Consider the following 22,096-nt stretch of genomic DNA (forward strand, 5'->3'; position numbering starts at 1 on the left):
ATGGACAAGGCTGCATCTACCGGCCATTCTGACCGCTGCCGCATCGTCGTCGATACCTGCTGCGACTTTAGCCCCGAGGTCGCTGCGAACCTCGATGTCGATATCTTGGGCTTCCCCTTTATCATCGATGGCGAGGAGCGCACGGACGATATCTGGTCGAGCATGAGCCCCAAGGAGTTCTACGACCGCATGCGCGCCGGCGCTCGCGTGTCTACCTCCGCCGTGTCACTCGGTCGCTATATCGAGTTCTTTACCGAGTGCGCCAAAGAGGGTACGCCCACGGTCTACCTGTGCTTTACCTCGGCGCTGTCGTCGAGCTACAACTCCGCGTGCCAGGCGGCAGACGCCGTGCGCGCCGAGTATCCCGATTTTGAGCTCTACGTGGTCGACAACGCTCTGCCCTGCGCGACCGGCGAGCTCTTGGCGCTCGAGGCCGTCCGTCAACGCTCGGCGGGACTTACCGCCAAGCAGCTGGTCGACTGGGCAAACGAGGCCAAGACCTATGTCCACGGCTACTTTACGCTCGAGAGCTTCGATGCGCTGGCTGCCGGCGGCCGCATTCCGCCCGCAGCGGCACAGCTCACGGCAAAGCTCGATGTCAAACCCGAGCTGTCTTACGACCTGGCCGGCTCGCTGTCGCTGATCGGCGTCAACCGCGGTCGCAAGAAGGCGCTCAAGTCCATCCTCAAGTCGTTTCGCGAGAACTACGTGCCCGACCGCACCATGCCCATCGCCATTATGACGGCCGATGCCGAGAAGGACGGTGACTGGCTCGAGGCCGCCATCCGCAAGGAGGAGGGCTGCGCCGACGTCACGATTATCCGCAGCTCCGTGGGCCCCACCATCGGCTCGCACGTGGGTCCTGGCATGGTGGCCTGCGCGTTTTGGGGCAAGAACCGCGCCGACAAGGCGTCGCTTTCCGACCGCATCGCCCGCCGTGTGCGCGGCCAGTAGACAGGCGCTGCGGCCGTAATCGCCCTCAACTCACAGCCCAAACGCTGGCACCGAGTATTCAACCTGGTAATAACACCCAACCCAAAAGGAAAGGTTTCATGGCAAACAAGCTCTCTGTCGCATTTATTGGCACCGGAATTATGGGTGCCCCCATCGCCGGCCACATTCTGGACGCCGGCTATCCCGTCACGGTCAACAACCGTACCAAGTCCAAGGCCGCGGCGCTTATCGAGCGCGGCGCTGTCTGGGCCGATACGCCGGCCGATGCCGTGGCGAACGCCGACGTCGTCTTTACCATGGTGGGTTATCCCTCCGAGGTCGAGGAGCTCTACCTGGCGGGCGACGGCCTGCTCGCGTGCACCAAGCCCGGCGCGGTCCTGATCGACCTCACCACGAGCTCGCCCGAGCTCGCGCGCGATATTGCCGAGGCCGCCCAGGTTTCCGGCCGCATGGCGTTTGACTGCCCCGTCACCGGCGGCGAGTCCGGTGCTATCGCCGGCACGCTCACGGCCATCGTGGGCGCCACCGAGAACGACATCGCCCCGGTCCGCGACATCCTTTCCACCTTTGCGGCAAATATCTGCTGCTTCGATGGCGCCGGCAAGGGCCAGGCTGCCAAGCTCGCCAACCAGGTGTCGCTGGGCGCCTGCATGGTCGGCATGGCCGATGCGCTGGCGTTTGCCGAGCTGAGCGGCCTTGATCTTGAGAAGACCCGTCAGATGATCCTGGGCGGCACCGGCAAGTCCGGCGCCATGGAGAGCCTGGCGCCCAAGGCGCTCGACGGCGACTACAAGCCCGGCTTTATGGTCGAGCACTTCATTAAGGACCTGCGTTTGGCGCTCGCCTATGCCGACGATCGCGAGCTTGCGCTGCCCGGCGCCGACGTGGCCTTTACGCTCTACGACATGCTCGACGCCATCGGCGGCGCCAAGCTGGGCACCCAGGCCATCACGGTACTCTACAAGGAGGAGGCCGACGCCATCGCCGCCGGACTGGACTGGTCGCAGTATCGTCCCGAGGAGCATGGTGCTCACGAGGAGGGCTGCGGTTGCGGCGAGCACGGCGACGAGCATGAGTGCGGTTGTGGCCACCACCACGGCGAGGACCACGAGTGCTGTGGTGGCCACGGCCATGACGACGGCCACGAGTGCTGCTGCGGCCACCATCACGAGGAGTAGCGCCCATGAGCTGGACGTTCGTGGTGCTCGCGCTGGTGCTCTTTCTCTTTGCAATCTACATTGGCTTTTTGTGCGGCCAGTGGGCCTGCGAAAAGCGCGTCATCACCAAGCGCGACTACTGGATCGCCAACTTTGCAGGAGCGGCGGCAGTCGTCCTGCTGACCTGGGTGTTCTCGCTGTTCCCGCTGGTGCAGTTTGCGCCGATCGGCTGGCTCGGCGGTTTTATCGCCGGTCTTAAGATGAGCTTTGGCGAGTCCGTCGGTCCGTGGCGCAAGCACGACGAGGTCTTTAACGTCAACAAGGCCCATCGCGCCGCCGCCGACGCGGGTGACGCCGAGGAGCGCCGCCGTGCCCGTCGCAATGGCGCGGCCGACCGACAGCTCATCTCGGTCACCGATGACAGCAAGGGTGCTGGCAAGCACGCTAAGAAATAGTAAGAAGAGGTAACTATGGCAGAAAACAAAGACGAACAGCTCACCGACGAGGAGCTGGCACAGCTTCAGCTGGCAGAGGAGAACGAGAACGCCGTCGACCGACTGGTCCAGGAGCTCGGCTGCCCCACGCGCCGCATGCGCCAGTTTGCCGCCCGCGTGCTGCACCTGCTTGCCGAGCGCGATCCGCAGCGCGTCGTGCCCTGCGTGCCCGCGTTGATCGAGGCGCTCGACCGCCCCGAGGCTCAGACCCGCTGGGAGGCTCTCGATGCCCTGGCGGCGCTCGCCACCACCTGCCCCGAGCAGCTGGGCGATGCCTTTGAGGGTGCCGAGACCGCGCTGTTCGACGAGATTTCCTCCACGCTGCGCTATGCCGCCTTCCGCCTGCTGTGCGTATGGGGCGCCACGAGCGTCGAGCGTTCGCGCGAGGCTTGGCCCATCCTGGACGAGGCCATCCAGTGCTACCACGGCGACCTCGAGTATCGCGACATGCTCGGTTGCCTGTACGAGTTTAGCCAGGGCGAGATCGACGCCGAGGTCGCCGACAAGCTCGCACTGCGCCTTAAGTTCGATGCCGAGAACGGCAAGGGCAGTTATCTCAAGGCCCGTTCGAGCGAGATTTGCGAAATGCTTGTTAAACGTTTTGGCCTGGAACTCTCCAAAAAGAAGAAGCGTGCTAGCGTTAAGAAATCTGACGACGCCGAAGACGAGGAGTAACAGATTATGGCGCACGATGTAGTCCTGATTCCCGGTGACGGTATCGGTCCCGAGATTACGCAGGCCATGCGCCGCGTGGTCGAGGCCACCGGTGTCCAGATCAACTGGAACGTCCAGGAGGCCGGCGCCGGCGTCATGGACGAGTTCGGTACGCCGCTGCCCCAGCACGTCCTCGATGCGGTCGCCGAGACCAAAGTTGCCATCAAGGGCCCCATCACCACACCGGTCGGCACGGGCTTCCGCAGCGTTAACGTCGCCCTGCGCAAGCACTTCGACCTGTACGCCTGCGTGCGCCCCTGCCTGTCGCAGCCGGGCGACGGCTCGCGCTTCCGCGACGTCGATCTGGTCATCGTGCGCGAGAACACCGAGGACCTTTACGCCGGTATCGAGTTCGATGAGGGCGCTGCCGAGGTCGAGGAGCTCTCGCAGCTCGTCGAGCGCTCGGGTCAGAAGACCTTCGCCGCTGATTCCGCCATCTCGATCAAGCCCATCTCCATCGCCAAGAGCCGCCGCATTGTGGAATACGCCTTTGAGTACGCCCGCCGCTGCGGCCGCAAAAAGGTGACGGCCGTGCACAAGGCCAACATCATGAAGGCGACCGACGGCCTGTTCCTGCGCGTTGCGCGCGAGGTGGCCGCCAACTATCCCGACATCGAGTTCAACGACAAGATCGTCGACGCCACCTGCATGGGCCTGGTCCAGAACCCCAACGACTTTGATGTCCTGGTGCTGCCCAACCTGTACGGCGACATCGTGAGCGACCTGTGCGCCGGCCTGGTGGGCGGCCTGGGTATGGCTCCGGGCTCCAATATCGGTGCCGACTGCGCCATCTTTGAGGCAACGCACGGCTCCGCGCCCGATATCGCCGGCCAGGATATCGCTAACCCCACGGCAGAAATTCTCTCTGCTGCCATGATGCTTGATCACTTGGGCGAGAACGACGCCGCTAATCGCATTCGCGCCGCCGTTTCTGCCACGCTCGACGAGGGCGAGCAGGTTACCGGTGACGTGCGTCGTGCCCAGACCGGTTCCGTTGAGGGTGCCGTGGGTACGCAGGCCTTTGCCGATGCCGTTATTGCGCACCTGGTCTAAGGCATGCAGACTGCAAACGCCTAAATAGTACTTAAGTGTTTGCGTATAACCTAAGAATCAATACGCCCGGCGCTCCGTCGGGCGTATTCTATTGGGGACTATGTTTCCTAACAAGGAGTAACCGATATGGGTTTGATTCAAAAGAAGGACGAGAAGGACGAGATCGACGGCATCCAGATCATCGAGCGCGGCGAAGGCCCCAATGGTGACGAGGACGAGAAGATCGACCTGGTCGCCGGTACGTCTGCCGAGCATATTGCAGCTGGCACGACGGCCGAGGAGGAGGACGCCCGTCTGGAAGCTCAGATCGCCGCAGATGCCGCTGACGAGAACCTCATGCCCGAGGAGCAGGACGAGGACGATTCCGACGCGGACGATCATGCATCCAAGCACAAGAAGACGGTGATCGCTGCCTTCGTGGTTACAGTCGTGATCGCTGCCGTGGTCGGCTTCTTTATTGGCAATGGCGGCTTTGGCGGCAAGGGTGTCGGTTCGGCGACCCTGACCGAGGACCAGCTCGATTCGACCGTGGCAAGTTATAGCTACAACGGCAAGAAGAGTGACATCACCGCGCGCGAGGCCATCGAGAGCCAGTACAGCCTCGACACCGTCAAGGACGGCGACGGCAACTACACGGCTCCTTCTGCCGACGTCATCCTGTCCTACGTGCGCAACAAGATTCTGCTCGATGCTGCCGAGGACGAGGGTATTACCGTCTCTTCTAAGGAGATGAAGAAGTACGCCGAGGATTCTATCGGCACTTCTGACTACGACACCATGGCCAAGCAGTATGGCGTCTCCAAGGACCAGGCCAAGCAGATCGTCCGCCAGTCCGCGACGCTGCAGAAGCTCTACAAGAAGAAGGTCGGCGACAGCTCCGCAAGCATGCCGACCGCCCCGACCGAGCCTGCTGACGGCAACGAGGAGACCGCGAGCAAGGACTACGCCGACTACATCATCAACCTTGCCGGCGACGAGTGGGATAGCTCAAAGGGCACTTGGAAGGACGCCGATGGCACCTACGCTAAGGCATTCGCCGACGATGCCTTTACTGCCGATAGCGCTACCTACAAACAGGCCATGACCGCCTATTACACCGCCTACCAGCAGTACTCCTCGCAGGCTTCGAGCGCCAGCTCCAAGTGGACCGAGTATGCTAACGGCCTCTACGCCAAGGCCAACATCAGCATCTACGGCCTGTTTGCGTAAGGGCTGCCCGAGCCACCGAGTGCGTAGCCAAAAAAATCTGATAAGCCCGCTAGAACGGATGTCGTTCTAGCGGGCTTATTGCGTTTAGACACTGGTGGTTAGATTATGCCTATTAATCTTTAAGTCCAAAAAGGTTATCGGCTTCATCGTCAGGCATATATTCCAGTACATCGCCCGGTTGGCAGTCGAGTGCTCGGCATATCGCGTCAAGAGTTGAAAAGCGCACGGCAGAAACCTTGCCCGTCTTGATGCGCGACATATTGACCTGGGAGATGCCCACGCGTTCCGCAAGCTCTTTCGATGAGATCTTGCGTTCGGCGAGCATGCGGTCGAGCCGCAGAATAATCATGGATTCCCCCTAGAGCAACTCGTCATCTTGTTTTTGCAGGATACACCCGTACTGGAAGACGCTGGCAATCAGGCTAATAATCAGGCCTGTAAAGAGCATGGAGAGGTCGAGATGCTGGCCGCCAAGCGCATCCGTAAAGCTACCGCCAAATCCTGAGAGTATCAGCCCTGTGACTATGGCACCAAAAAGTTTCACGGCGGCGCCGCCGATAAGGAACAAATGTCCTATTTGACGTAGTATGCGGATGCATTCGAGGTCAAAGGGCCTGCCCGCCTTTTCAATGGCGGAGAAAAACCTGTATGCGCTTAGCGCGATGGCAAGCGCGAGGCATGCCATCATGCCGCTCCCTATGGCAGTATGACCGTCGTGCGCGACAAGCATAAGAGGGGTCTGTTCGTTGGCGCCGACGAGAGCGAGAAATGGCCCTTCGCCAGCCGTAAGCTCTACGGATTGGAGACAGAACCCTTGGGAGAGGCTAGGCAATATGAGTAGAAGTTCGATTGCAATGACTGCGAGGAGTGCCAGAGCGAGCGCCACGATGGTGCAGATTGTGCCCCATTTGCAGTAGCGAGTGAGCTTCCTCAGTTTGGCTATTGCCTGTTCACGGTCGATGGCTTCATTCGATTTGGATACGTTCCAGCGGACCATAGCTCCTCCAACCAATGTCTTGGATGATACTTGTATCTTATATCATACTTAATGATAAACGATAAACAATTACAGATTAGAGTAAGTAATGTTTGTGAGACGAATAGTGAGAGCTATGGCATATTCAGGGAATGGGAGTTTGGAATGCGGGGGGGGGGTGGACAAAGAACGATATTTCCTGCAATCGCGCAAATGCTTCATCGGGTCTCCCTAATTCATATGGGAAAACGGCTGCAAACGATTGCAAATAACCGGTGAACGGTCAAAAACTACCGTTCACCGATAATTTCTAAACTGGTTCTAACTGGTATTAAGTTAAAAAGACCAATTCACAAATCTTCACAATGACCTGCATTTTTCCTACACGCTATATTTAGCCGCCCTACGTTGTTTAGACACAGAAAAAGATCCGATCTTTTGCCAACGCATTTCGAAACGGTTTCAAAACCGCAGGTAGAAGTGTTAACGAGCGGTAAACGGTCGATTTATCACCGTGAACGGTGCAAAAACGTTTTACTGTATGAATCAACGAAAGCGACCTCTTCTGTGGTGATATAGTGACAACAACACGTCACGTGGTTACTACCAGTTGAGAGACCACTGGTCTTCAAAGAACGCTTTCTAAGAAGCTTTAAGGGCGAGCGCCCGCTGGCTTCCGAACATCATCGGACTCAGATCGTACACACCTTCGGAAGGGAAATTTGAATGGTTGGCTTTATTCTTACCGGTCATGGACAGTTCGCACCCGGCCTTGCAAGTGCTATCGCTATGGTTGCCGGCGACCAGCCCGCTTTTACCGTCGTTCCTTTTGAGGGCGACCAGGCTGCTTCCTACGGTGAGGATCTCCGCGCCGCTATTACCGCCATGCGCGAGGAGTGCGATGGCGTGCTCGTCTTTACCGACCTGCTCGGTGGTACTCCGTTCAATCAGTCGATGATGATTGCCCAGGATGTCGACAACGTCGAGGTTCTGACTGGCACCAACCTTCCCATGGTTATTGAGCTTCTGTTCCTCCGCGGTAACGCCACGCTCGCCGAGCTTGGCGAGCAGGCCGTGACTGTTGGCCAGACGGGCATCACCGCCCAGACGGTCGCATCCGTTGCCGGCTCCGATGAAGAGGATATCTTCGGCGACGAGGACGGCATCTAATGGCCGATTTCGGAGCCAGTGTTCTGAGTTCCTCGGTAGCTCTTTTGGGCCTGCTTGCCATCATGGGTGTGATTTACACCATCTGGTCGCAAATCAACATGAAGAAGAAGCAGAAGTACTTCAAGGAGCTGCACACCGAGCTTAAGCCGGGTCAGGAGGTTCTTTTCGCCGGCGGTATCTACGGAACCGTCAAGGGCATCGAAGGCGAAAAGGTCCAGATCAAAGTCCGATCCGGTGCCGTCGTAGATGTTTCGCGTTACGCGATTCAGGAGATCAAGTAACTGTCGTCAGCAAATAACGAAAGGAAGCTGATCAACATGGCAGAACCCAACATTCTTCTTACCCGCATCGATAACCGACTGGTCCATGGTCAGGTCGCTACCCAGTGGAACTCCACCCTGGGCTCCAACCTCATCCTCGTCGCCAACGACGATGTGTCGACCAACACCATGCGCCAGAACCTCATGAAGATGGCCGCTCCCGCCGGCGTCGCTACGCGTTTCTTCTCCCTGCAGAAGACCATCGACGTCATTGGCAAGGCGAGCCCGCGCCAGAAGATCTTCATCGTGGCCGAAACACCGGAAGACGTGCTTACGCTCGTCAAGGGCGGTGTGCCTATAAAGAAGGTAAACATCGGCAACATGCACATGTCGGAAGGAAAGCGCCAAGTCGCCACCTCCGTCGCAGTTAACGACGAGGATGTCGCTGCGTTTAAAGAGCTGCAGGAATTGGGGGTGGAGTTGGAGATCAGGCGCGTTCCGAGCACGCCTGTTGAGGACACGAGCAAGCTCTTCTCGTAATCCTCGTGATCCACGTTGTCAGGATTGAAACCCTGACGTTCTGTACGTGAAATCCAAAGTGCGTACATACATTTTGAAAGGAGGAGCAAGATGGAATTCTCGATCATTCAGGTCGCCTTGGTCTTCGTTGTTACGTTCATCGCGGCAATCGACCAGTTTGACTTCCTCGAGTCTCTCTATCAGCCCATCGTCACCGGCGCCGTCATCGGTCTTATCCTTGGCGACCTCAACACCGGTCTTCTCGTGGGTGGTACCTATCAGCTCATGACGATTGGCAACATGCCGATCGGAGGCGCTCAGCCGCCTAACGCCGTCATTGGCGGCATCATGGCAGCCATTCTCGCTATCGCCACGGGCCTCGAGCCCAACGCGGCAGTCGGCCTTGCCATTCCGTTCGCTCTGCTTGGTCAGCTCGGCGTTACCCTGGTCTTCACGCTTATGTCCCCGCTTATGTCCACGGCCGATAACATGGCTCATAACGCGGACACCAAGGGCATCGAGCGCCTGAACTACTTCGCCATGGCTCTGCTCGGCCTGATCTTCGCTGTCGTCGTCACCCTGTTCTTCATCGCTGGCGCTACCATTGGTCAGACCATCGCTTCCGCCATCCCGACTTGGCTGCAGACCGGTCTGTCCGCTGCAGGCGGCATGATGCGCTTCGTCGGCTTCGCCGTCCTGCTCAAGGTTATGATGAACCGCGATATGTGGGGCTTCTTCCTCATGGGCTTTGGCCTCGCGCTCATCACCGTTGCCAACGATTCGCTGGCAACCCCTGCTCTGCTCATCCTCGCTCTCATCGGCTTCGGCATCGCTTTCTGGGACTTCCAGCAGCAGACCGAGCTGAAGGGTGCAGCTGTTTCTGACGGAGGTGACTTCGAAGATGGCATCTAATGAGTATGTGATCCCGGAGCACTACGAGGATCTCACTCCTGCTCCGCAGCTCGACCAGAAGACCCTCAACAAGATGGCTTGGCGCTCCTGCTTCCTGCAGGCATCGTTCAACTACGAGCGCATGCAGGCCGCTGGCTGGCTTTACTCCATCATCCCCGGTCTGGAGAAGATCCACACCAACAAGAACGACCTCGCGGCTTCCATGAGCCACAACCTGGAGTTCTTCAACACCCACCCGTTCCTCGTCACCTTTGTTATGGGTATCGTGCTTTCGCTCGAGCAGAACAAGGTTGACATCCCCACGATCCGCGCCGTCCGCGTCGCCGCAATGGGCCCGCTCGGTGGTATCGGTGACGCCCTGTTCTGGCTGACGCTCGTGCCTATCACGGCCGGCATCACCTCCAACATGGCCATCAACGGCAACGCCGCTGCGCCGATCATCTTCCTGGTGATCTTCAACGTCGTCCAGTTCGCTCTGCGCTTCTGGCTCATGAACTGGTCCTACAAGCTTGGCACCAGCGCTATTGACGCTCTGACTGCCAACATGCAGGCCTTCACGCGTGCCGCTTCCATCATGGGCGTCTTCGTCGTCGGTTGCCTGGTCGTCACCATGGGTGGCACCCAGATCAACCTCCAGATCCCCAACGGCACCACCCGTGGCCTCTCCGCTACTACCGTGATCGTCTCCGAGAAGGAGGCCGAGAACTTCACCGGTATGGAGGGCATCGATACCGAGACCGCTGAGGCCGGTACCATCGCCATGACCGATAAGGACGGCAACGCCCTTACCGCTTCCGATGCCGACGGCAACGCTGTCGAGTGCGGCGTCACCGATCTGGGCAACGGCATGGAGTCCGTTACCTACGGCACCGTCACCGAGGATCCGGTCAACTTCTCCGTTGCCGACACCCTCAACACCATCGTCCCGAAGCTCGTCCCGCTTATGCTTACGCTGCTGCTTTACTACATGTTCGCTAAGCACAGCTGGACCCCGACCAAGGGCATTCTGCTGCTCTTCGTCCTGGGCATCCTGGGCGCTGGCCCGCTTGGTCTCTGGCCGAGCATCTGGTAAGGCTCTAGCTTGAGGGGTGTGTCCCTACGCGGCTCACACCCCGACCCCTTAAGCCATGTGTATGTTAAAAGCCGCGTGCTCGAAAGAGCGCGCGGCTTTTGTTTTCTTGATGATTCGGGTGTGGCAGACAGATAATGCTAAACACCCTAGGTAGTTAGCCGAGTTTGAGAAAATGGGAGGATAGGATGGCGATCGGAGCGCGTAAGCAACCGCTGTACGATCAGCTGGTCGATATTCTGACCGAAAAGATTGACCATGAATATCGCGCCGGTGACATGATTCCTTCCGAGCGCGAACTTTCGGAACGCTATGGCCTCTCGCGCACTACGGTACGCCTGGCTCTGCAGGAACTGGAGCGTTTGGGACTGGTGGTTCGGCAGCACGGTCGCGGTACCTTTGTGACCGACCGTTCGGCAAAGGCAACCAATCTTATGCAGTCCTACAGTTTTACCGAGCAGATGCGCGCGATGGGTCGCGACCCCGAGACCACGATTCTCGAGTTTTGCGAGATGGAGGCCGATAAGAATCTGGCCGAGCATATGGGATTACGTATCGGTGATCGCATTTTTAAGCTCAAGCGCCTTCGTTCTGCCGACAACATGCCCATGATGGTCGAACGTAGCTATCTACCGGTTCGTCAATTTCTGTCCCTAAAGCGACCGCTGCTGGAGCGTAAGCCGCTTTACGATGTGATTGAGCAGGACTTTCAGCAAAAGATACGCGTGGCCGAAGAGGAGTTTTATGCGAGCATAGCCCGTCCCACCGATGCCCATCTTTTGGGAATTGTCGAGGGTTCGCCTGTGCTCGATTTGGTCAGGACTACGTATAACGAGTCAAACGAGGTTGTGGAGTATACGCTCTCGGTTGCTCGTGCCGATCAGTTTAAATACAAGGTTTACCACCAGCGTGGCGACTAGTGTTCACATCGTTTCCATGTGATGATTCTTTGCATTTAACTGGTTACTACCAGATAACCAACTGAAGTGTATAATTGCACGTCAGAGGATTACTTCTAGAGAGAGGTATTAGAAATGTTCGAGAAGAGTGTCGAGGAGCTCACCGAGCTCGGCGCCCAGATCACCACGGCCGAGATTGCTCAGCAGCCCGAGCTCTGGCGTGATACGCTCAACATCTATCGCGAGAACAAGGAGGCCATCGAGGCCTTTCTGGCCGAGGCTCGCGCTATGGGCGAGGGCCGTCTGTCCGTTGTCTTTACCGGTGCCGGTACGTCCGACTATGTTGGCGATACCTGCGCCCCGTACCTGCGTCACGCTGGCAACACTGATCTCTACGACTTTAAGCCCATCGCCACGACCGACATCGTGAGCGCCCCGCGCGACTTCCTGCGCGCCGAGGATCCCACGCTCGTGGTTTCCTTTGCCCGTTCTGGCAACAGCCCCGAGAGCCTTGCCGCCGTTGCCGTTGCCAAGGAGCTCGTCCACAACGTCAAGTTCCTTAACATCACCTGCGCTCCCGAGGGCAAGCTCGCCGTCGAGTCCGCTGATGACCCCAATGCGCTGACGCTGCTCATCCCGCGCGCCAACGACAAGGGCTTCGCCATGACCGGTTCTTACACCTGCATGACCCTGCTCTCTACCCTCATCTTTGACGAGGCTTCCGACGAGCAGAAGGCCGAGTGGGTCGAGACCATCGCCAAGATGGGCGAGGAGGTCATCGATCGTGAGCCCGAGGTCGCCGATTACCTGGCTGGCGACTTCAACCGCGTGACCTACTTGGGTTCCGGCTCCTTCGGGGGCCTTGCCCAGGAGAGCCAGCTCAAGATCCTCGAGCTCGCTCACGGTCTGGTCGCTACTTCCTACGACACCTCCATGGGTTATCGTCACGGACCCAAGTCCTTCGTCGACGACAAGACCCTCGTGTTCGTGTTCGTCAACAACGATGCCTACACCCGTCAGTACGATATCGACATCCTCAACGAGATCGGTGGCGACGAGATCGCTCAGCACACCGTTGCCGTTCAGCAGGATGGCGCTACCGTCTACGAGGGCGAGTCCTTCACCTTTAAGGGCTATGAGGCACTCCCCGAGGGCTACCTTGCCCTGCCGTTCGTGATGTTTGCCCAGGCCATCAGCCTGCTCAACTCCGTGCGCGTGGGCAACACGCCCGATACGCCGAGCCCCACTGGCACGGTCAACCGCGTGGTTAAGGGCGTGACGATTCACCCCTTCACCGCTTAATCGCGTCCCCCCTGTAAGGGCGCCCGTCCGCTCATAACGGCGGGCGGGCGCTTTCTGTTTTTACTAGGACCGGGTATAAGCATCACCACAGTCAACTGCTTTAGAAGCAAGGAGTGCATATGAGCACGTACGCAATTAAGGCTGACAAGTTCTTCTTGCCGGCAGGTCCGCAGCTGGGCGGCTATCTTATGGTCGAGGATGGCGTCTTTGGCGCCTGGCAGGCCGACAAGCCCTCTTGCGAGATTAAGGACTACACGGGATCGTGGATCGCACCGGGTATGGTCGATACCCACATCCATGGCTTCTACAACCACTCAACTACTGACAACGATCCCGAGGGTATCGATATCAGCTCGACCGAGCTCGCCCGTCGCGGTACCACCAGCTGGCTGCCCACGACGTTCACCGATGGCGTCGAGCAGATCAAGGACGCCTGTGCCGCTATTGCCCAGGCTGACGAGGGCCGCGGCCCCGACTTCTGCGGTGCTCGCATTCAGGGCATCTACCTGGAGGGCCCCTTCTTTACCATGAAGCACGTGGGCGCACAGAACCCCGCTTACCTGATCGACCCCTCCGAGGAGGTCTTCGACCAGTGGCAGGAGGCTGCCGGCGGACGTATCGTTAAGAGCGCCATGGCCGCCGAGCGCGATGGTGCTGCTGCCTATGCTGCCGCCCTGAACGCTAAGGGTGTCGTGACCAGCATCGGTCACTCTGATGCCACGTATGACGAGTGCGTCGCCGCCATCAATGCCGGTGCTAGCTGCTTTACGCACACCTATAACGGCCAGCGCGGTCTGCATCACCGCGAGCCCGGTGTTGTGGGCGCTGCTATGACCACCCCCGAGACCTACGCCGAGATTATCTGCGACGGCAAGCATGTGAACCCCGCCGCTATCAAGGCACTGCTGCAGGCTAAGGGCTGGCAGCATACGGTGCTCATCACCGACTGCTTGGGCTGCGGCGGCATGCCCGAGGGCAGCTACACCAGTGGCGGTATGGACGTTATCATGAAGGACAACCTGTGCTGGCTCGCCGACGGCAAGAGCATTGCCGGCTCGGTGCTCACGCTTGCCCAGGGCGTCAAGAACATTGTCGACTGGGGCATTGCCAGCGCCGATATCGCCATTCGCATGGCAACCGAGGTGCCGGCTCGCTCCGCGCACATCGAGGATAAGTGCGGCAGCATTATGCCGGGTCGCGATGCTGACTTTGTCGTATTCGACCACGAGCTCACCCTCGTCGAGACGTATGTTGGCGGCCAGAGCGTCGGCAACGCCTTTACCGAGTAACGATAGAAAAAGACGGCGGGCCCGAATCTGCTCGGACCCGCCGTATGGGTTAAACGCTCAAAAGCACCTTCACAGTTACAGCTTGTTAGCGATCTTCTTTGCTGTGCGCTTGACGCCGGCCACAAGACCTCCCGCAGGATGCTCCTTTTCGTAGGCTAGACGCTTCTCGCGCTTGGCATACTCTTCGACGATGATATCGCCGTACTCGTCTTCGATTTTGTCGAAGAAATCGACGGCGCCCTTAATTTCCTCGGCGGTTGGGTGTCCCTTTTGGACGCCGCCGGTAATCTTGAACGGTCCCCACGTGTCAAAACCGGGACAGCCGTAGACGCCCATAAATATGGCCTGTCTCATGCGGCAGATGCCATCGATATCCTTGCCGTACCACTTGTTTTTGCCACCGTAGGTCATAAGGCCAAACACCTTGTCCTGCGGCTGCAGCACGTTGGTGAGCACGCGTGCCATATCTTTGTCGATCTCGGAGTAATAAATGCCCGTAGCGACACCGATTAGATGATATTCGTGCAGGTCGGGATACTCGTTTTTTCCGAGCGTTTTTACATCGAGGGTATCGATCTCGGGGTGCGCCTCAACGATGGCGTCCACGAGCTTTTTCGTATTGCCGTGGTGACGCGAGGCGTAGAGGATGATGGTTCGCATAAGAAGGCCTTTCAGCTGTAATGACGTCAATGTCTGTATGGTACCCCGTTGCATGGCTGGGATACCGGACGCATCGATGAACATGCGGGTTTGTTCTTTGGTTAGGGCCGAGACGGGTACTTGCGAGCAAAAAAGCAGTTGTTCGAAAGGATGGGCAATGGAATACGCTCTCTCCAACGATTCGATCTCTATCAAGGTTTCCACAGCCGGCGGCTCGTTTACCTCGATTGAGGCCGACGGTCGCGAGTATTTGTGGCAGGGCGATCCTGCCGTGTGGTCCGGCCAGGCGCCGATTTGCTTCCCGATTTGCGGAGGTCTGCGCGACGGCAGCGGCATGACGTTCGCCGGGCATCATGTGAAGCTCGCCCGCCACGGGTTTGCGCGCAAGCAGGAGTGGAAGCTGCTGAGCCAAAGCACGAACGAGCTGGCTGTGTGTCTGGCATCCGAGGATAACGCTGCATTGCTGAGAGATTATCCGTATCCGTTCAAGCTCGTCGCCCGCTATACGCTTGAGGACGCTGCCGTGCGTGTCTCCTATGAGGTCACCAATGAGGGCACCGAGGACATGCCGTTCTTTATCGGTGGACATCCTGGCTTTAGGTGCCCGCTCGACGAGGGCGAGGCCTATACGGACTACGAGCTGCGCTTTGAGAAGGACGAGGCTGCGGAGCTTTGCACCGCCGTACCCTCGACCGGATTGATTGATGTGGCTAACCGCTCCAAGAACCCTATGGTGGGAAAGACGCTACCCCTGTCGCATGAGCTCTTCGATTTTGCGGAGACCATCTTTGACGTGCTCGAGAGCCGTCAGGTCACGCTTTCCAAGAAGGGCGAGGACAAGGGTGTTCGCCTGAGCTTTGAGGGCTTCCCGTATCTTATTGTGTGGAGTAAGCCCGAGGGTGATTTTGTGGCAGTTGAGCCCTGGGGTGGCCTTTCGACCTGTTCCGATGAGGACGACGTGCTTGAGCATAAGCGCGGCTGCCTTATCGCCAAGCCCAAGGAGACCGTCGTTCGCTCGTTCACGATTGAGATTCTGTAATTCCGTTTTGTCGACTCGTATCGCGAGGCACAAGGAGCCTGCGAGATAAGGAGCTAAAAATGATCCTCACCGTTACGATGAACCCGTCCGTCGATACACGCTATCAGCTCGATGAGCTCATTATCGACGACGTTAACCGTGTGACGCCCGAAAAGACCGCCGGCGGCAAGGGTCTCAACGTGGCCCGTGTACTGGGTCAGCTGGGCGACGACGTTGTGGCAACCGGTTTGCTCGGCGGCCACATGGGCGCCTACATGGCCGAGCTCATGGATGCCAACGGCATTAAGAATGATTTTGTACCCATCAAGGGCGAGACTCGCATTTGCCTCAACATCCTCCACGCCGGCAACCAGACCGAGCTGCTCGAGAGCGGCCCGACGATTGCCCCCGAGGAGCTTGATGCCTTTACCGCCAAGTTCGCCGAGCTTGCGAGCAAGGCCGCTGTCGTTACCATCTCGGGTTCGCTGCCCCGTGGTGTCGAGGCGGACTACTACGCCAAGATCACGGGCATTGCCGAGAACGCCGGCGCCAAGGTGCTGCTCGATACCTCGGGTGCTTCGCTTGAGGCTGCGCTCAAGTCCGAGGTCAAGCCTGAGCTGGTTAAGCCTAACCTGACCGAAATTAACGGCCTTCTGGGCACGAGCTTTACCACCGACGATGTGGACGAGCTTCGCGCCGCGCTCGCCTCTGATGCCCGCTTCTCCGATATCCCCTGGGTCGTCGTGTCCATGGGTGCCGCCGGTTCCGTGGGCTTCCATAACGGCCGCGCGTTCCGCGCCAAGACCCCCGATATCCCCGCCGTTAACGCTACGGGCTCTGGCGATTCTACCATTGCCGGCTTCGCGCACGCCATCGCAGCCGGCGCGGATGATGAGACGGTGCTGCGTACCGCCAATACCTGTGGCAAGCTCAACGCCATGGATCCCATGACTGGCCACTTGGTTATGGATCGTTGGGACGAGGTCTACAACGGCGTTACGGTGACCGAGCTGTAAGAGCTTGTGCTGCGGCCCCGGCATCGCTTGCTAGCTCATGTCGACGACAAGTGCAGTAGCATTATGCCGGGGCACGACTCCGACTTTGTCGTGTTCAGTCCCGACCTTACCCTGGTCGAGACGTATGTGGGCGGCAACAGCTTTGGTAATGCGTTTGCCGAGTAGCCGCCAAGGAAACGATCCGAGAGGGGATTTAGATGATTTACGGTGCATTGGGCGATATCGAGGAGTATCGCGGAATGCTCAAGGGCCTCGACGTGCTGATCGACTGGCTCGAGGAGAACGACCCGGCGCAGCTCGAGGTCGGCAGCCATCCGATTCTGGGCGACAAGGTCTATGCGAACGTCATGGCTCCCACGACGCGTCCCGAGGCCGAGGCTCACTACGAGACGCATCAGCGCTATCACGACCTGCAGATCGATGTCGAGGGTCGCGAGGCCTTTAAGGTTGCCACGGGCAGCCTGACGCTGGTCCAGGAGTTTGACGAGAAGGACGACTACGATCTGGTCGATTCCGACGCTTCGATCGCCGGCGATCTTGCCGACGACAAGTTCGCGCTGTTTGTTGCCGGCGAGCCTCACATGCCCACGCTCGAGTTCCCGGGCGATGGCGCACAGCCGGTCAAAAAGATTTGCTTTAAGCTGCTTGCAGATGCTTACTGGGAGGAGTAGCGAGCTGCTCGTGAACTAGCGTGATTCCCCTTGGGGAGCGCGTTTGAGCCCCGTTAATCGCAGTTCCCTTGGGGATTGCGGTTGGCGGGGCTTTCTGTTTTTGAGCAGGAAGAGATCGACGTGGTGATGCTTGGGTTGGCGTATGCGCACTCAAAATCGGCAACAAAAAAGCCGCCCGAAGGCGGCTATCTTGTGCAATGGAGCCAGCGACCGGGCTCGAACCGGTGACCCCCGCTTTACGAGAGCGGTGCTCTACCAACTGAGCTACGCCGGCGGCCATGTGGTGACGCAACTGAGGCGTCAACGGCTGTCTATGATACGGGACATCGCAAATCCGCGCAAGTGTTCTGACGGCTTTTCTCACTTTAAATGCACTAATATTGGAAACGCGATGTCTTGCTCTTACGGGTCTCAAACAGAATGGGGCTGCCATGGCTCAACCCAGGATCCTTCTTACACGTATCGATGATCGGTTTATTTACGGGCAAGACGTTGAGCTGTGGAACGAGGCTGTGGGTTCCAACCTCGTCCTAATCGTCAACGACGAGATTGTGGCTGATTCGCGCAAGTGGGCGCCTATGAGGGTCGCGGCGCCCGAGGGTGTGTGGACGCGGTTTTTCTCGGTGCAAAGGACCATCGACATCATTCATGCCGCAACGCCGCGCCAATGGATTCTGATTATGGTGGCCTCACCCGCCGATGCGCTCGCGCTGGTTAAGGGCGGTGTGCCGATCAGCAAGATCAGCATTGGTCATATGCAGGCAGGGGAGGGTAGACGCCCCGTGACGTCCGCAGTTGCCGTGGGCGAGGAGGACGTCGCTGCCTTCAAAGAGCTGCAAAAGGTCGGCATAGAGCTAGAAATTCGCTACCTCCCCAGCTCCGACCCCGACCCCATCGGCAATCTGTTCAACTAGTCAGTGGGGACACCCTTGGCACTTGGGGACGTTCCTTTTGTGCCGGCCTTTTAGGAACGTCCCCAAGTGCCGGCAGATTGGGACAGTCCTTCTCGTCTGGCAGTGAAGACTGTCTCCAATGACTAGGTAGCAAAGCGCCCGTCGGCGGTGCCGGCGGGCGCTGGTGTGCGATATGTAGCGTTGTGGGCTTAGTGCCTCATAAAGTGGTATTCGATCACATTGCTGTAGGGGTGACCCGGGCCCACAATGCCCTGCGGGAACAGCGGCTGGTGCGGCGTGTCGGGGTACATCTCTGCCTCGAGGGCAAAGCCGGCGCCCCAACCATAGTTGGCATCGTCCTTGGCGTGCTCGTCGCCCAGCCAGTTACCGGTGTAGAGCTGAACGCCCGGTGCGGTGGTGTAGTAATTCAGCTCGCGGCCGGTCCACATCTCCTCGACATGCAGGGCGCGACGCAGGTTGCGGCCGTACTGATAGCCATCGATGCACAGGCAGTGGTCGTAGCCGCGTGCCTGCTTAATCTGCGGGTCGTCGGCTTCCATGCCGGGCGCGACGGGGCGCAGCTCACGGAAATCAAACGGCGTGCCCTCGACCGGAGTGATCTCGCCGGTGGGGATGTTCTGCTCGTTGATGGGCAGGTAGTTGGCAGCGTTGGCAACAAAGAAGTGCTCACAGTCCATGCCGGCGTTATGGCCGGCAAGGTTAAAGTACGTGTGGTTGGTCATGGACACGTAGGTGGCGCGGTCGCTCTCGCAGCCATACTCGATGCGAAAGACGCCGGTGCGTGTAACGGTAAACACGGCCGTAAAGGTTCGGTTGCCGGGCAGGCCAAGCTCGCCATCCTTAAGCGAGGTGGTCATGCGCACAGCATTGTGGGCCTCGTCGAGTTCAACATCCCATACGCGTTTGTGCAGACCATGCTCAAGATCGCTGTGCAGGTTGTTGGCGCCCTCGTTGGCGGGCATATGCCAGTCCGTGCCGTCGATGGTGATCGTGGCGCCCGCGGTGCGGTTGGCCACGGGGCCGATAGTCGCGCCAAAGCAAGCGGGGTTGTCAAAGTAATCCTCGAGCTTATCGAAGCCCAGCACCACATCGCGCACGTTGCCGGGGATGTCGGGCACGTCGATGCCCAACACGGTGGCGCCATAGTCCATAATGCGAACGCAGATCTCGGGCCCGTTGAGGGTGTAACGATGAACGGGGGTACCACACGGCGCGGTGCCGAAAAGCTCGGAAGTGATCATTTGGTTCCTAACATCGAGATATTTCGGACAAACTGTAGCGCGAACAGGCGAGATTATCACTACACCCCACTAAAGCAGGGGGTATTTTTCTCAAAAAAGTGATGATTGGAGCTGTGCGGGCGTTCATTTTTGACGCGCACGAGTCTGATACAATTTGTTCGTTACTGTTTGAATGATATGCGCGCAAAGAACGGCGAGGATTCATCGTGATTAAGGCAGAGCGACAGGATAGGGTTCGTCAGCTGCTCGAAGAGCAGGGCACGGTCTCGGTTAAGGAGATCTCAGATGCGTTAGGTGTCTCGGATATGACGATTCGTCGTGACCTTGAGGAGCTTGCGAGCCTGGGCGAGATCGAGCGCGTGCACGGTGGAGCCCGCAGTGCGCAGGGCCGTCCACATGCTATGTTGCGCCATGAGTATTCGCACAGCGAAAAGCGCACCAAGCATGCCGAGGAAAAGTTGCAGATCGCGCGCCGCGCCGTGGAGCTTATCGAGGAAGGCTCGACCATCTTTTTGGGTACGGGCACCACGGTTGAGCAGATGGCCTCGATGCTGCCGGCATTTCGTCTGCGCATCGTGACCAATTCGCTTTCGGTGTTTAACCTGCTCGAGGCGCGCGAGGACTGCGACCTGTGCCTAGTGGGCGGCATGTACCGTCGCCGTACCGCCGCTTTTGTGGGACCAACGGCCGAGGATACCCTGCGTGCACTGGGTATCGACGCGGCGTTTATCGGCGCCAACGGCATTCTGGATGGCGACGTGTCTACGTCTAATATGGATGAGGGTCGTATCCAGCAGCTCGCCTTTAGCAAGGCCGACTCGCGCTATCTGATCGCCGACTCCAGTAAGATCGGCAAGCGCGACTTCTACACCTTCTGCCGTCTGGACAGCCTGGACGCCGTGGTGTGCGAGCCGGGCATCGCCGCCGAGGATCGCGCCGCCATCGAGGAACTCACGCAGGTCATTTGCTAGCTAGCGCTGCAAGCGATACATCTGCCCCCTGCCGGCGCGGGGGTACCGCTTTACAATGACGCGTAAATAACTTTGGGCAACAAGGATGAGGCTATTCTGGGATATGACTAGACTCCGTATTTCGTCTTTATGTCCCTTGAGAATGAATCGTAGTCTTCATAGAGCCCCTCTCTGCTTTCATCCTCGGCGTGGTTTACACGTTCAAGGAGCTTATCCTTTGGAGCCTCTTTTGTTATTGCGGCCTCGCTATCGGGTAATGTGGATTGCAAGAATAGTTCTAGAGCATGGACGTCTTTGAGTATGTAGCCCGTCGAACGACCCGCTCCTGTTTTTTCGATTGCGCTGCAACTAACAAGCTGACCGAGGGTTCGTTTAACGGTAACCTCGCTGATATCGGGGCAGTTGGATCGGATGTCGGATTTCTTAATGACACCGGGTCTCTGTTGAAATAGAACGGCGATGCGCGCTTGCTTCGACATGGGACGAGTGCTTGATTCAATTAAGGTACGCTGCTCGAGCTGTCGGTAGGCGGCCAGGGTTGTTCCGAGCATGAAACGGATAAAGGGTGCTTCGGTGTTTTGATTTTCATTCCATCCAGCGGAGCTTGCAGCGAGGGCGTTGTAGTAGAGCGCCTTGTTGTCTTCAATAAGTCGTTCGATGCTGATGTAACGCGCAACGTCGTATCCAGTCTTTTCGAGTAGCAGCGTTGTAAGGAGCCGGCTCATCCTGCCATTGCCATCGTTGAAGGGATGAATGCTGACAAAATCGAAGATGAAGCGGAATGATATAAGGAGGGGGTCGCAAACTTGACGAGATAAGGCGTCGTTGAGGGACCGACAGGCTTCTTCGATAAGTCCGGGGGTTGCTAGGGCCGAAGGCGGCCTAAAGCGCACAAATCGATTGCCTTGATCGTCGATGGAGATGATTTCGTTATCGCTATCTTTCCAATGGCCCCCATACGAGATTGCTGTGTGTACCATGAGGTCACGATGCAACTGCAGAATGACCGATGGCGTTACGGGAATGGAATCGTGTTGCTCGTGAATAAGCGACAGCACATCTCGGTATCCAGCGATTTCTTCCTCTGCGCGGGAGCTTGGCTTGGCGGAATACGCCATGATCGCTTTGAGTCTTTTTTGGGTGGTAACAATTCCTTCAAGTCCGTTGGAGGATTGGGTGCTTTGGATCTTAGCTTCCTCCATAAGGGACGATAGAAGTTCGGGTTTGACTTGACTCAGAGCAAGCTGTCGGCCTTTATGCTCGCGTATCGAGAGGAGGAGGTTGGTGATTGGAGTTGCTTCGAGTTCCGCTGGGACTGTGGTGTAATCGAACTGGCGCATGCGGCTCCTTTCGGTATCACGAACACACTTTCGATATCATAATATCATTAAATGATACCGAAAGTATGTTCGTGATACCGAAAACTAGAAACCATGCTTCATAACTGCTTGGAAAGTTTGGATTTGACTATCTTATTGTCTTGATCTGTAACATCTAGACGGTCAAAAGTGGTCTACATGTTACAGATCGAGATTGTTCGGCCCGGGCCACCCGTTCGTCTAAATCTGTAACAGCTAGGGCCGAAATACTCGACTAGATGTTACAGATCGAGACGAATGATCCGCTCG

24 protein-coding genes and 1 tRNA gene are annotated in these 22,096 nt (G+C 58.1%); 19 read left to right on the plus strand and 6 right to left on the minus strand.

Annotated features, from left to right (window positions below):
• From DXD94_RS05030 to DXD94_RS05055, 6 genes are all read left to right on the plus strand, one after another.
• Positions 1 to 954, plus strand: coding sequence for a DegV family protein (locus DXD94_RS05030; RefSeq protein ID WP_117763426.1), 954 nt, complete (start codon positions 1 to 3; stop codon positions 952 to 954).
• Positions 955 to 1,052: 98 nt separating this feature from the next.
• Positions 1,053 to 2,132: an NAD(P)-dependent oxidoreductase gene (locus DXD94_RS05035; protein WP_117763427.1), complete on the plus strand. Its 1,080-nt coding sequence runs from the start codon at positions 1,053 to 1,055 to the stop codon at positions 2,130 to 2,132.
• Positions 2,133 to 2,137: 5 nt separating this feature from the next.
• Entirely contained in the window at positions 2,138 to 2,566 is a 429-nt protein-coding gene (locus DXD94_RS05040; protein ID WP_055310425.1) for a hypothetical protein, read from the plus strand.
• Between the two features lie 15 nt (positions 2,567 to 2,581).
• Positions 2,582 to 3,280: a hypothetical protein gene (locus tag DXD94_RS05045; protein ID WP_117743274.1), complete on the plus strand. Its 699-nt coding sequence runs from the start codon at positions 2,582 to 2,584 to the stop codon at positions 3,278 to 3,280.
• A gap of 6 nt (positions 3,281 to 3,286) precedes the next feature.
• Positions 3,287 to 4,372: an isocitrate/isopropylmalate dehydrogenase family protein gene (locus DXD94_RS05050; protein WP_117743273.1), complete on the plus strand. Its 1,086-nt coding sequence runs from the start codon at positions 3,287 to 3,289 to the stop codon at positions 4,370 to 4,372.
• Positions 4,373 to 4,498: 126 nt separating this feature from the next.
• Positions 4,499 to 5,581: a hypothetical protein gene (locus DXD94_RS05055; RefSeq protein ID WP_117763428.1), complete on the plus strand. Its 1,083-nt coding sequence runs from the start codon at positions 4,499 to 4,501 to the stop codon at positions 5,579 to 5,581.
• A 112-nt stretch (positions 5,582 to 5,693) separates the two neighbouring features.
• Here DXD94_RS05055 and DXD94_RS05060 read toward each other — a convergent pair whose 3' ends face one another.
• Both DXD94_RS05060 and DXD94_RS05065 read right to left on the minus strand, forming a co-directional pair.
• Positions 5,694 to 5,930, minus strand: a complete 237-nt coding sequence (locus DXD94_RS05060; RefSeq protein WP_117564746.1) for a helix-turn-helix transcriptional regulator — start codon at positions 5,928 to 5,930, stop codon at positions 5,694 to 5,696.
• Between the two features lie 9 nt (positions 5,931 to 5,939).
• Complete coding sequence (locus DXD94_RS05065) at positions 5,940 to 6,578, minus strand: DUF2975 domain-containing protein (protein WP_117735499.1); 639 nt, start codon at positions 6,576 to 6,578, stop codon at positions 5,940 to 5,942.
• A 705-nt stretch (positions 6,579 to 7,283) separates the two neighbouring features.
• Between DXD94_RS05065 and DXD94_RS05070 the strand changes: the two genes are divergently transcribed.
• The 8 genes from DXD94_RS05070 (at position 7,284) to nagA (ending at position 13,977) form a co-directional block, all read left to right on the plus strand.
• On the plus strand, positions 7,284 to 7,727 hold the full coding sequence (locus DXD94_RS05070) for a PTS fructose transporter subunit IIA (protein ID WP_117743271.1): 444 nt from the start codon (positions 7,284 to 7,286) through the stop codon (positions 7,725 to 7,727).
• Positions 7,727 to 8,008, plus strand: a complete 282-nt coding sequence (gene yajC, locus DXD94_RS05075; RefSeq protein ID WP_117735497.1) for a preprotein translocase subunit YajC — start codon at positions 7,727 to 7,729, stop codon at positions 8,006 to 8,008. The genes DXD94_RS05070 and yajC overlap by 1 nt, the downstream gene beginning before the upstream one ends.
• Before the next feature lie 36 nt (positions 8,009 to 8,044).
• Positions 8,045 to 8,527: a PTS N-acetylgalactosamine transporter subunit IIB gene (gene agaV, locus DXD94_RS05080; protein WP_089572404.1), complete on the plus strand. Its 483-nt coding sequence runs from the start codon at positions 8,045 to 8,047 to the stop codon at positions 8,525 to 8,527.
• 90 nt (positions 8,528 to 8,617) lie between these two features.
• Positions 8,618 to 9,418, plus strand: coding sequence for a PTS sugar transporter subunit IIC (locus tag DXD94_RS05085; protein WP_117735496.1), 801 nt, complete (start codon positions 8,618 to 8,620; stop codon positions 9,416 to 9,418).
• Positions 9,408 to 10,490: a PTS system mannose/fructose/sorbose family transporter subunit IID gene (locus DXD94_RS05090; protein ID WP_055251210.1), complete on the plus strand. Its 1,083-nt coding sequence runs from the start codon at positions 9,408 to 9,410 to the stop codon at positions 10,488 to 10,490. The genes DXD94_RS05085 and DXD94_RS05090 overlap by 11 nt, the downstream gene beginning before the upstream one ends.
• A gap of 185 nt (positions 10,491 to 10,675) precedes the next feature.
• Entirely contained in the window at positions 10,676 to 11,407 is a 732-nt protein-coding gene (locus DXD94_RS05095; protein ID WP_117735495.1) for a GntR family transcriptional regulator, read from the plus strand.
• A 114-nt stretch (positions 11,408 to 11,521) separates the two neighbouring features.
• Entirely contained in the window at positions 11,522 to 12,688 is a 1,167-nt protein-coding gene (locus DXD94_RS05100) for an SIS domain-containing protein (RefSeq protein WP_117743270.1), read from the plus strand.
• Positions 12,689 to 12,807: 119 nt separating this feature from the next.
• Positions 12,808 to 13,977, plus strand: coding sequence for an N-acetylglucosamine-6-phosphate deacetylase (gene nagA / locus DXD94_RS05105; RefSeq protein ID WP_117735494.1), 1,170 nt, complete (start codon positions 12,808 to 12,810; stop codon positions 13,975 to 13,977).
• Positions 13,978 to 14,052: 75 nt separating this feature from the next.
• Here the strand turns inward: nagA and DXD94_RS05110 are convergent, their stop codons facing one another.
• The gene (locus tag DXD94_RS05110; protein WP_233505087.1) at positions 14,053 to 14,637 is read right to left on the minus strand and encodes a flavodoxin domain-containing protein; all 585 of its coding nucleotides are present in this window, start codon (positions 14,635 to 14,637) and stop codon (positions 14,053 to 14,055) included.
• Between the two features lie 157 nt (positions 14,638 to 14,794).
• Between DXD94_RS05110 and DXD94_RS05115 the strand changes: the two genes are divergently transcribed.
• The 3 genes from DXD94_RS05115 (at position 14,795) to DXD94_RS05130 (ending at position 17,342) form a co-directional block, all read left to right on the plus strand.
• Positions 14,795 to 15,676, plus strand: coding sequence for an aldose 1-epimerase family protein (locus DXD94_RS05115; RefSeq protein ID WP_117763429.1), 882 nt, complete (start codon positions 14,795 to 14,797; stop codon positions 15,674 to 15,676).
• 59 nt (positions 15,677 to 15,735) lie between these two features.
• Entirely contained in the window at positions 15,736 to 16,671 is a 936-nt protein-coding gene (locus tag DXD94_RS05120; protein ID WP_117763430.1) for a hexose kinase, read from the plus strand.
• Positions 16,672 to 16,868: 197 nt separating this feature from the next.
• Positions 16,869 to 17,342, plus strand: coding sequence for a YhcH/YjgK/YiaL family protein (locus tag DXD94_RS05130; protein ID WP_117743267.1), 474 nt, complete (start codon positions 16,869 to 16,871; stop codon positions 17,340 to 17,342).
• Positions 17,343 to 17,540: 198 nt separating this feature from the next.
• On the opposite strand, the gene DXD94_RS05135 is transcribed toward DXD94_RS05130, so the two are convergent.
• Positions 17,541 to 17,616, minus strand: a tRNA-Thr gene (locus DXD94_RS05135).
• Between the two features lie 157 nt (positions 17,617 to 17,773).
• Between DXD94_RS05135 and DXD94_RS05140 the strand changes: the two genes are divergently transcribed.
• Complete coding sequence (locus DXD94_RS05140) at positions 17,774 to 18,256, plus strand: PTS sugar transporter subunit IIB (RefSeq protein WP_117763431.1); 483 nt, start codon at positions 17,774 to 17,776, stop codon at positions 18,254 to 18,256.
• Between the two features lie 188 nt (positions 18,257 to 18,444).
• On the opposite strand, the gene DXD94_RS05145 is transcribed toward DXD94_RS05140, so the two are convergent.
• Positions 18,445 to 19,497 (minus strand): aldose epimerase family protein, encoded by a 1,053-nt coding sequence (locus DXD94_RS05145; protein ID WP_117763432.1) that lies wholly within the window; start codon positions 19,495 to 19,497, stop codon positions 18,445 to 18,447.
• A gap of 206 nt (positions 19,498 to 19,703) precedes the next feature.
• Between DXD94_RS05145 and DXD94_RS05150 the strand changes: the two genes are divergently transcribed.
• Positions 19,704 to 20,468, plus strand: coding sequence for a DeoR/GlpR family DNA-binding transcription regulator (locus tag DXD94_RS05150; protein WP_233505086.1), 765 nt, complete (start codon positions 19,704 to 19,706; stop codon positions 20,466 to 20,468).
• 107 nt (positions 20,469 to 20,575) lie between these two features.
• Here DXD94_RS05150 and DXD94_RS05155 read toward each other — a convergent pair whose 3' ends face one another.
• Positions 20,576 to 21,808 (minus strand): Fic family protein, encoded by a 1,233-nt coding sequence (locus DXD94_RS05155; protein WP_117743264.1) that lies wholly within the window; start codon positions 21,806 to 21,808, stop codon positions 20,576 to 20,578.
• Positions 21,809 to 22,096: the final 288 nt, after the last annotated feature.

The sequence above is a fragment of the Collinsella sp. TM10-22 genome, assembly GCF_003466125.1.
GTDB lineage: Bacteria > Actinomycetota > Coriobacteriia > Coriobacteriales > Coriobacteriaceae > Collinsella.

Coding starts and splice junctions, on each gene's coding strand:
- DXD94_RS05055 (WP_117763428.1), top strand. CDS start 4,499: ATGGGTTTGATTCAAAAGAAGGACGAGAAGGACGAGATCGACGGCATC.
- DXD94_RS05140 (WP_117763431.1), top strand. CDS start 17,774: ATGGCTCAACCCAGGATCCTTCTTACACGTATCGATGATCGGTTTATT.
- DXD94_RS05085 (WP_117735496.1), top strand. CDS start 8,618: ATGGAATTCTCGATCATTCAGGTCGCCTTGGTCTTCGTTGTTACGTTC.
- DXD94_RS05120 (WP_117763430.1), top strand. CDS start 15,736: ATGATCCTCACCGTTACGATGAACCCGTCCGTCGATACACGCTATCAG.
- nagA (WP_117735494.1), top strand. CDS start 12,808: ATGAGCACGTACGCAATTAAGGCTGACAAGTTCTTCTTGCCGGCAGGT.
- DXD94_RS05145 (WP_117763432.1), bottom strand. CDS start 19,497: ATGATCACTTCCGAGCTTTTCGGCACCGCGCCGTGTGGTACCCCCGTT.
- DXD94_RS05095 (WP_117735495.1), top strand. CDS start 10,676: ATGGCGATCGGAGCGCGTAAGCAACCGCTGTACGATCAGCTGGTCGAT.
- DXD94_RS05070 (WP_117743271.1), top strand. CDS start 7,284: ATGGTTGGCTTTATTCTTACCGGTCATGGACAGTTCGCACCCGGCCTT.
- DXD94_RS05115 (WP_117763429.1), top strand. CDS start 14,795: ATGGAATACGCTCTCTCCAACGATTCGATCTCTATCAAGGTTTCCACA.
- DXD94_RS05155 (WP_117743264.1), bottom strand. CDS start 21,808: ATGCGCCAGTTCGATTACACCACAGTCCCAGCGGAACTCGAAGCAACT.
- agaV (WP_089572404.1), top strand. CDS start 8,045: ATGGCAGAACCCAACATTCTTCTTACCCGCATCGATAACCGACTGGTC.
- DXD94_RS05130 (WP_117743267.1), top strand. CDS start 16,869: ATGATTTACGGTGCATTGGGCGATATCGAGGAGTATCGCGGAATGCTC.
- DXD94_RS05035 (WP_117763427.1), top strand. CDS start 1,053: ATGGCAAACAAGCTCTCTGTCGCATTTATTGGCACCGGAATTATGGGT.
- DXD94_RS05100 (WP_117743270.1), top strand. CDS start 11,522: ATGTTCGAGAAGAGTGTCGAGGAGCTCACCGAGCTCGGCGCCCAGATC.
- DXD94_RS05110 (WP_233505087.1), bottom strand. CDS start 14,637: ATGCGAACCATCATCCTCTACGCCTCGCGTCACCACGGCAATACGAAA.
- DXD94_RS05060 (WP_117564746.1), bottom strand. CDS start 5,930: ATGATTATTCTGCGGCTCGACCGCATGCTCGCCGAACGCAAGATCTCA.
- DXD94_RS05045 (WP_117743274.1), top strand. CDS start 2,582: ATGGCAGAAAACAAAGACGAACAGCTCACCGACGAGGAGCTGGCACAG.
- DXD94_RS05050 (WP_117743273.1), top strand. CDS start 3,287: ATGGCGCACGATGTAGTCCTGATTCCCGGTGACGGTATCGGTCCCGAG.
- DXD94_RS05030 (WP_117763426.1), top strand. CDS start 1: ATGGACAAGGCTGCATCTACCGGCCATTCTGACCGCTGCCGCATCGTC.
- DXD94_RS05040 (WP_055310425.1), top strand. CDS start 2,138: ATGAGCTGGACGTTCGTGGTGCTCGCGCTGGTGCTCTTTCTCTTTGCA.
- DXD94_RS05090 (WP_055251210.1), top strand. CDS start 9,408: ATGGCATCTAATGAGTATGTGATCCCGGAGCACTACGAGGATCTCACT.
- DXD94_RS05065 (WP_117735499.1), bottom strand. CDS start 6,578: ATGGTCCGCTGGAACGTATCCAAATCGAATGAAGCCATCGACCGTGAA.
- yajC (WP_117735497.1), top strand. CDS start 7,727: ATGGCCGATTTCGGAGCCAGTGTTCTGAGTTCCTCGGTAGCTCTTTTG.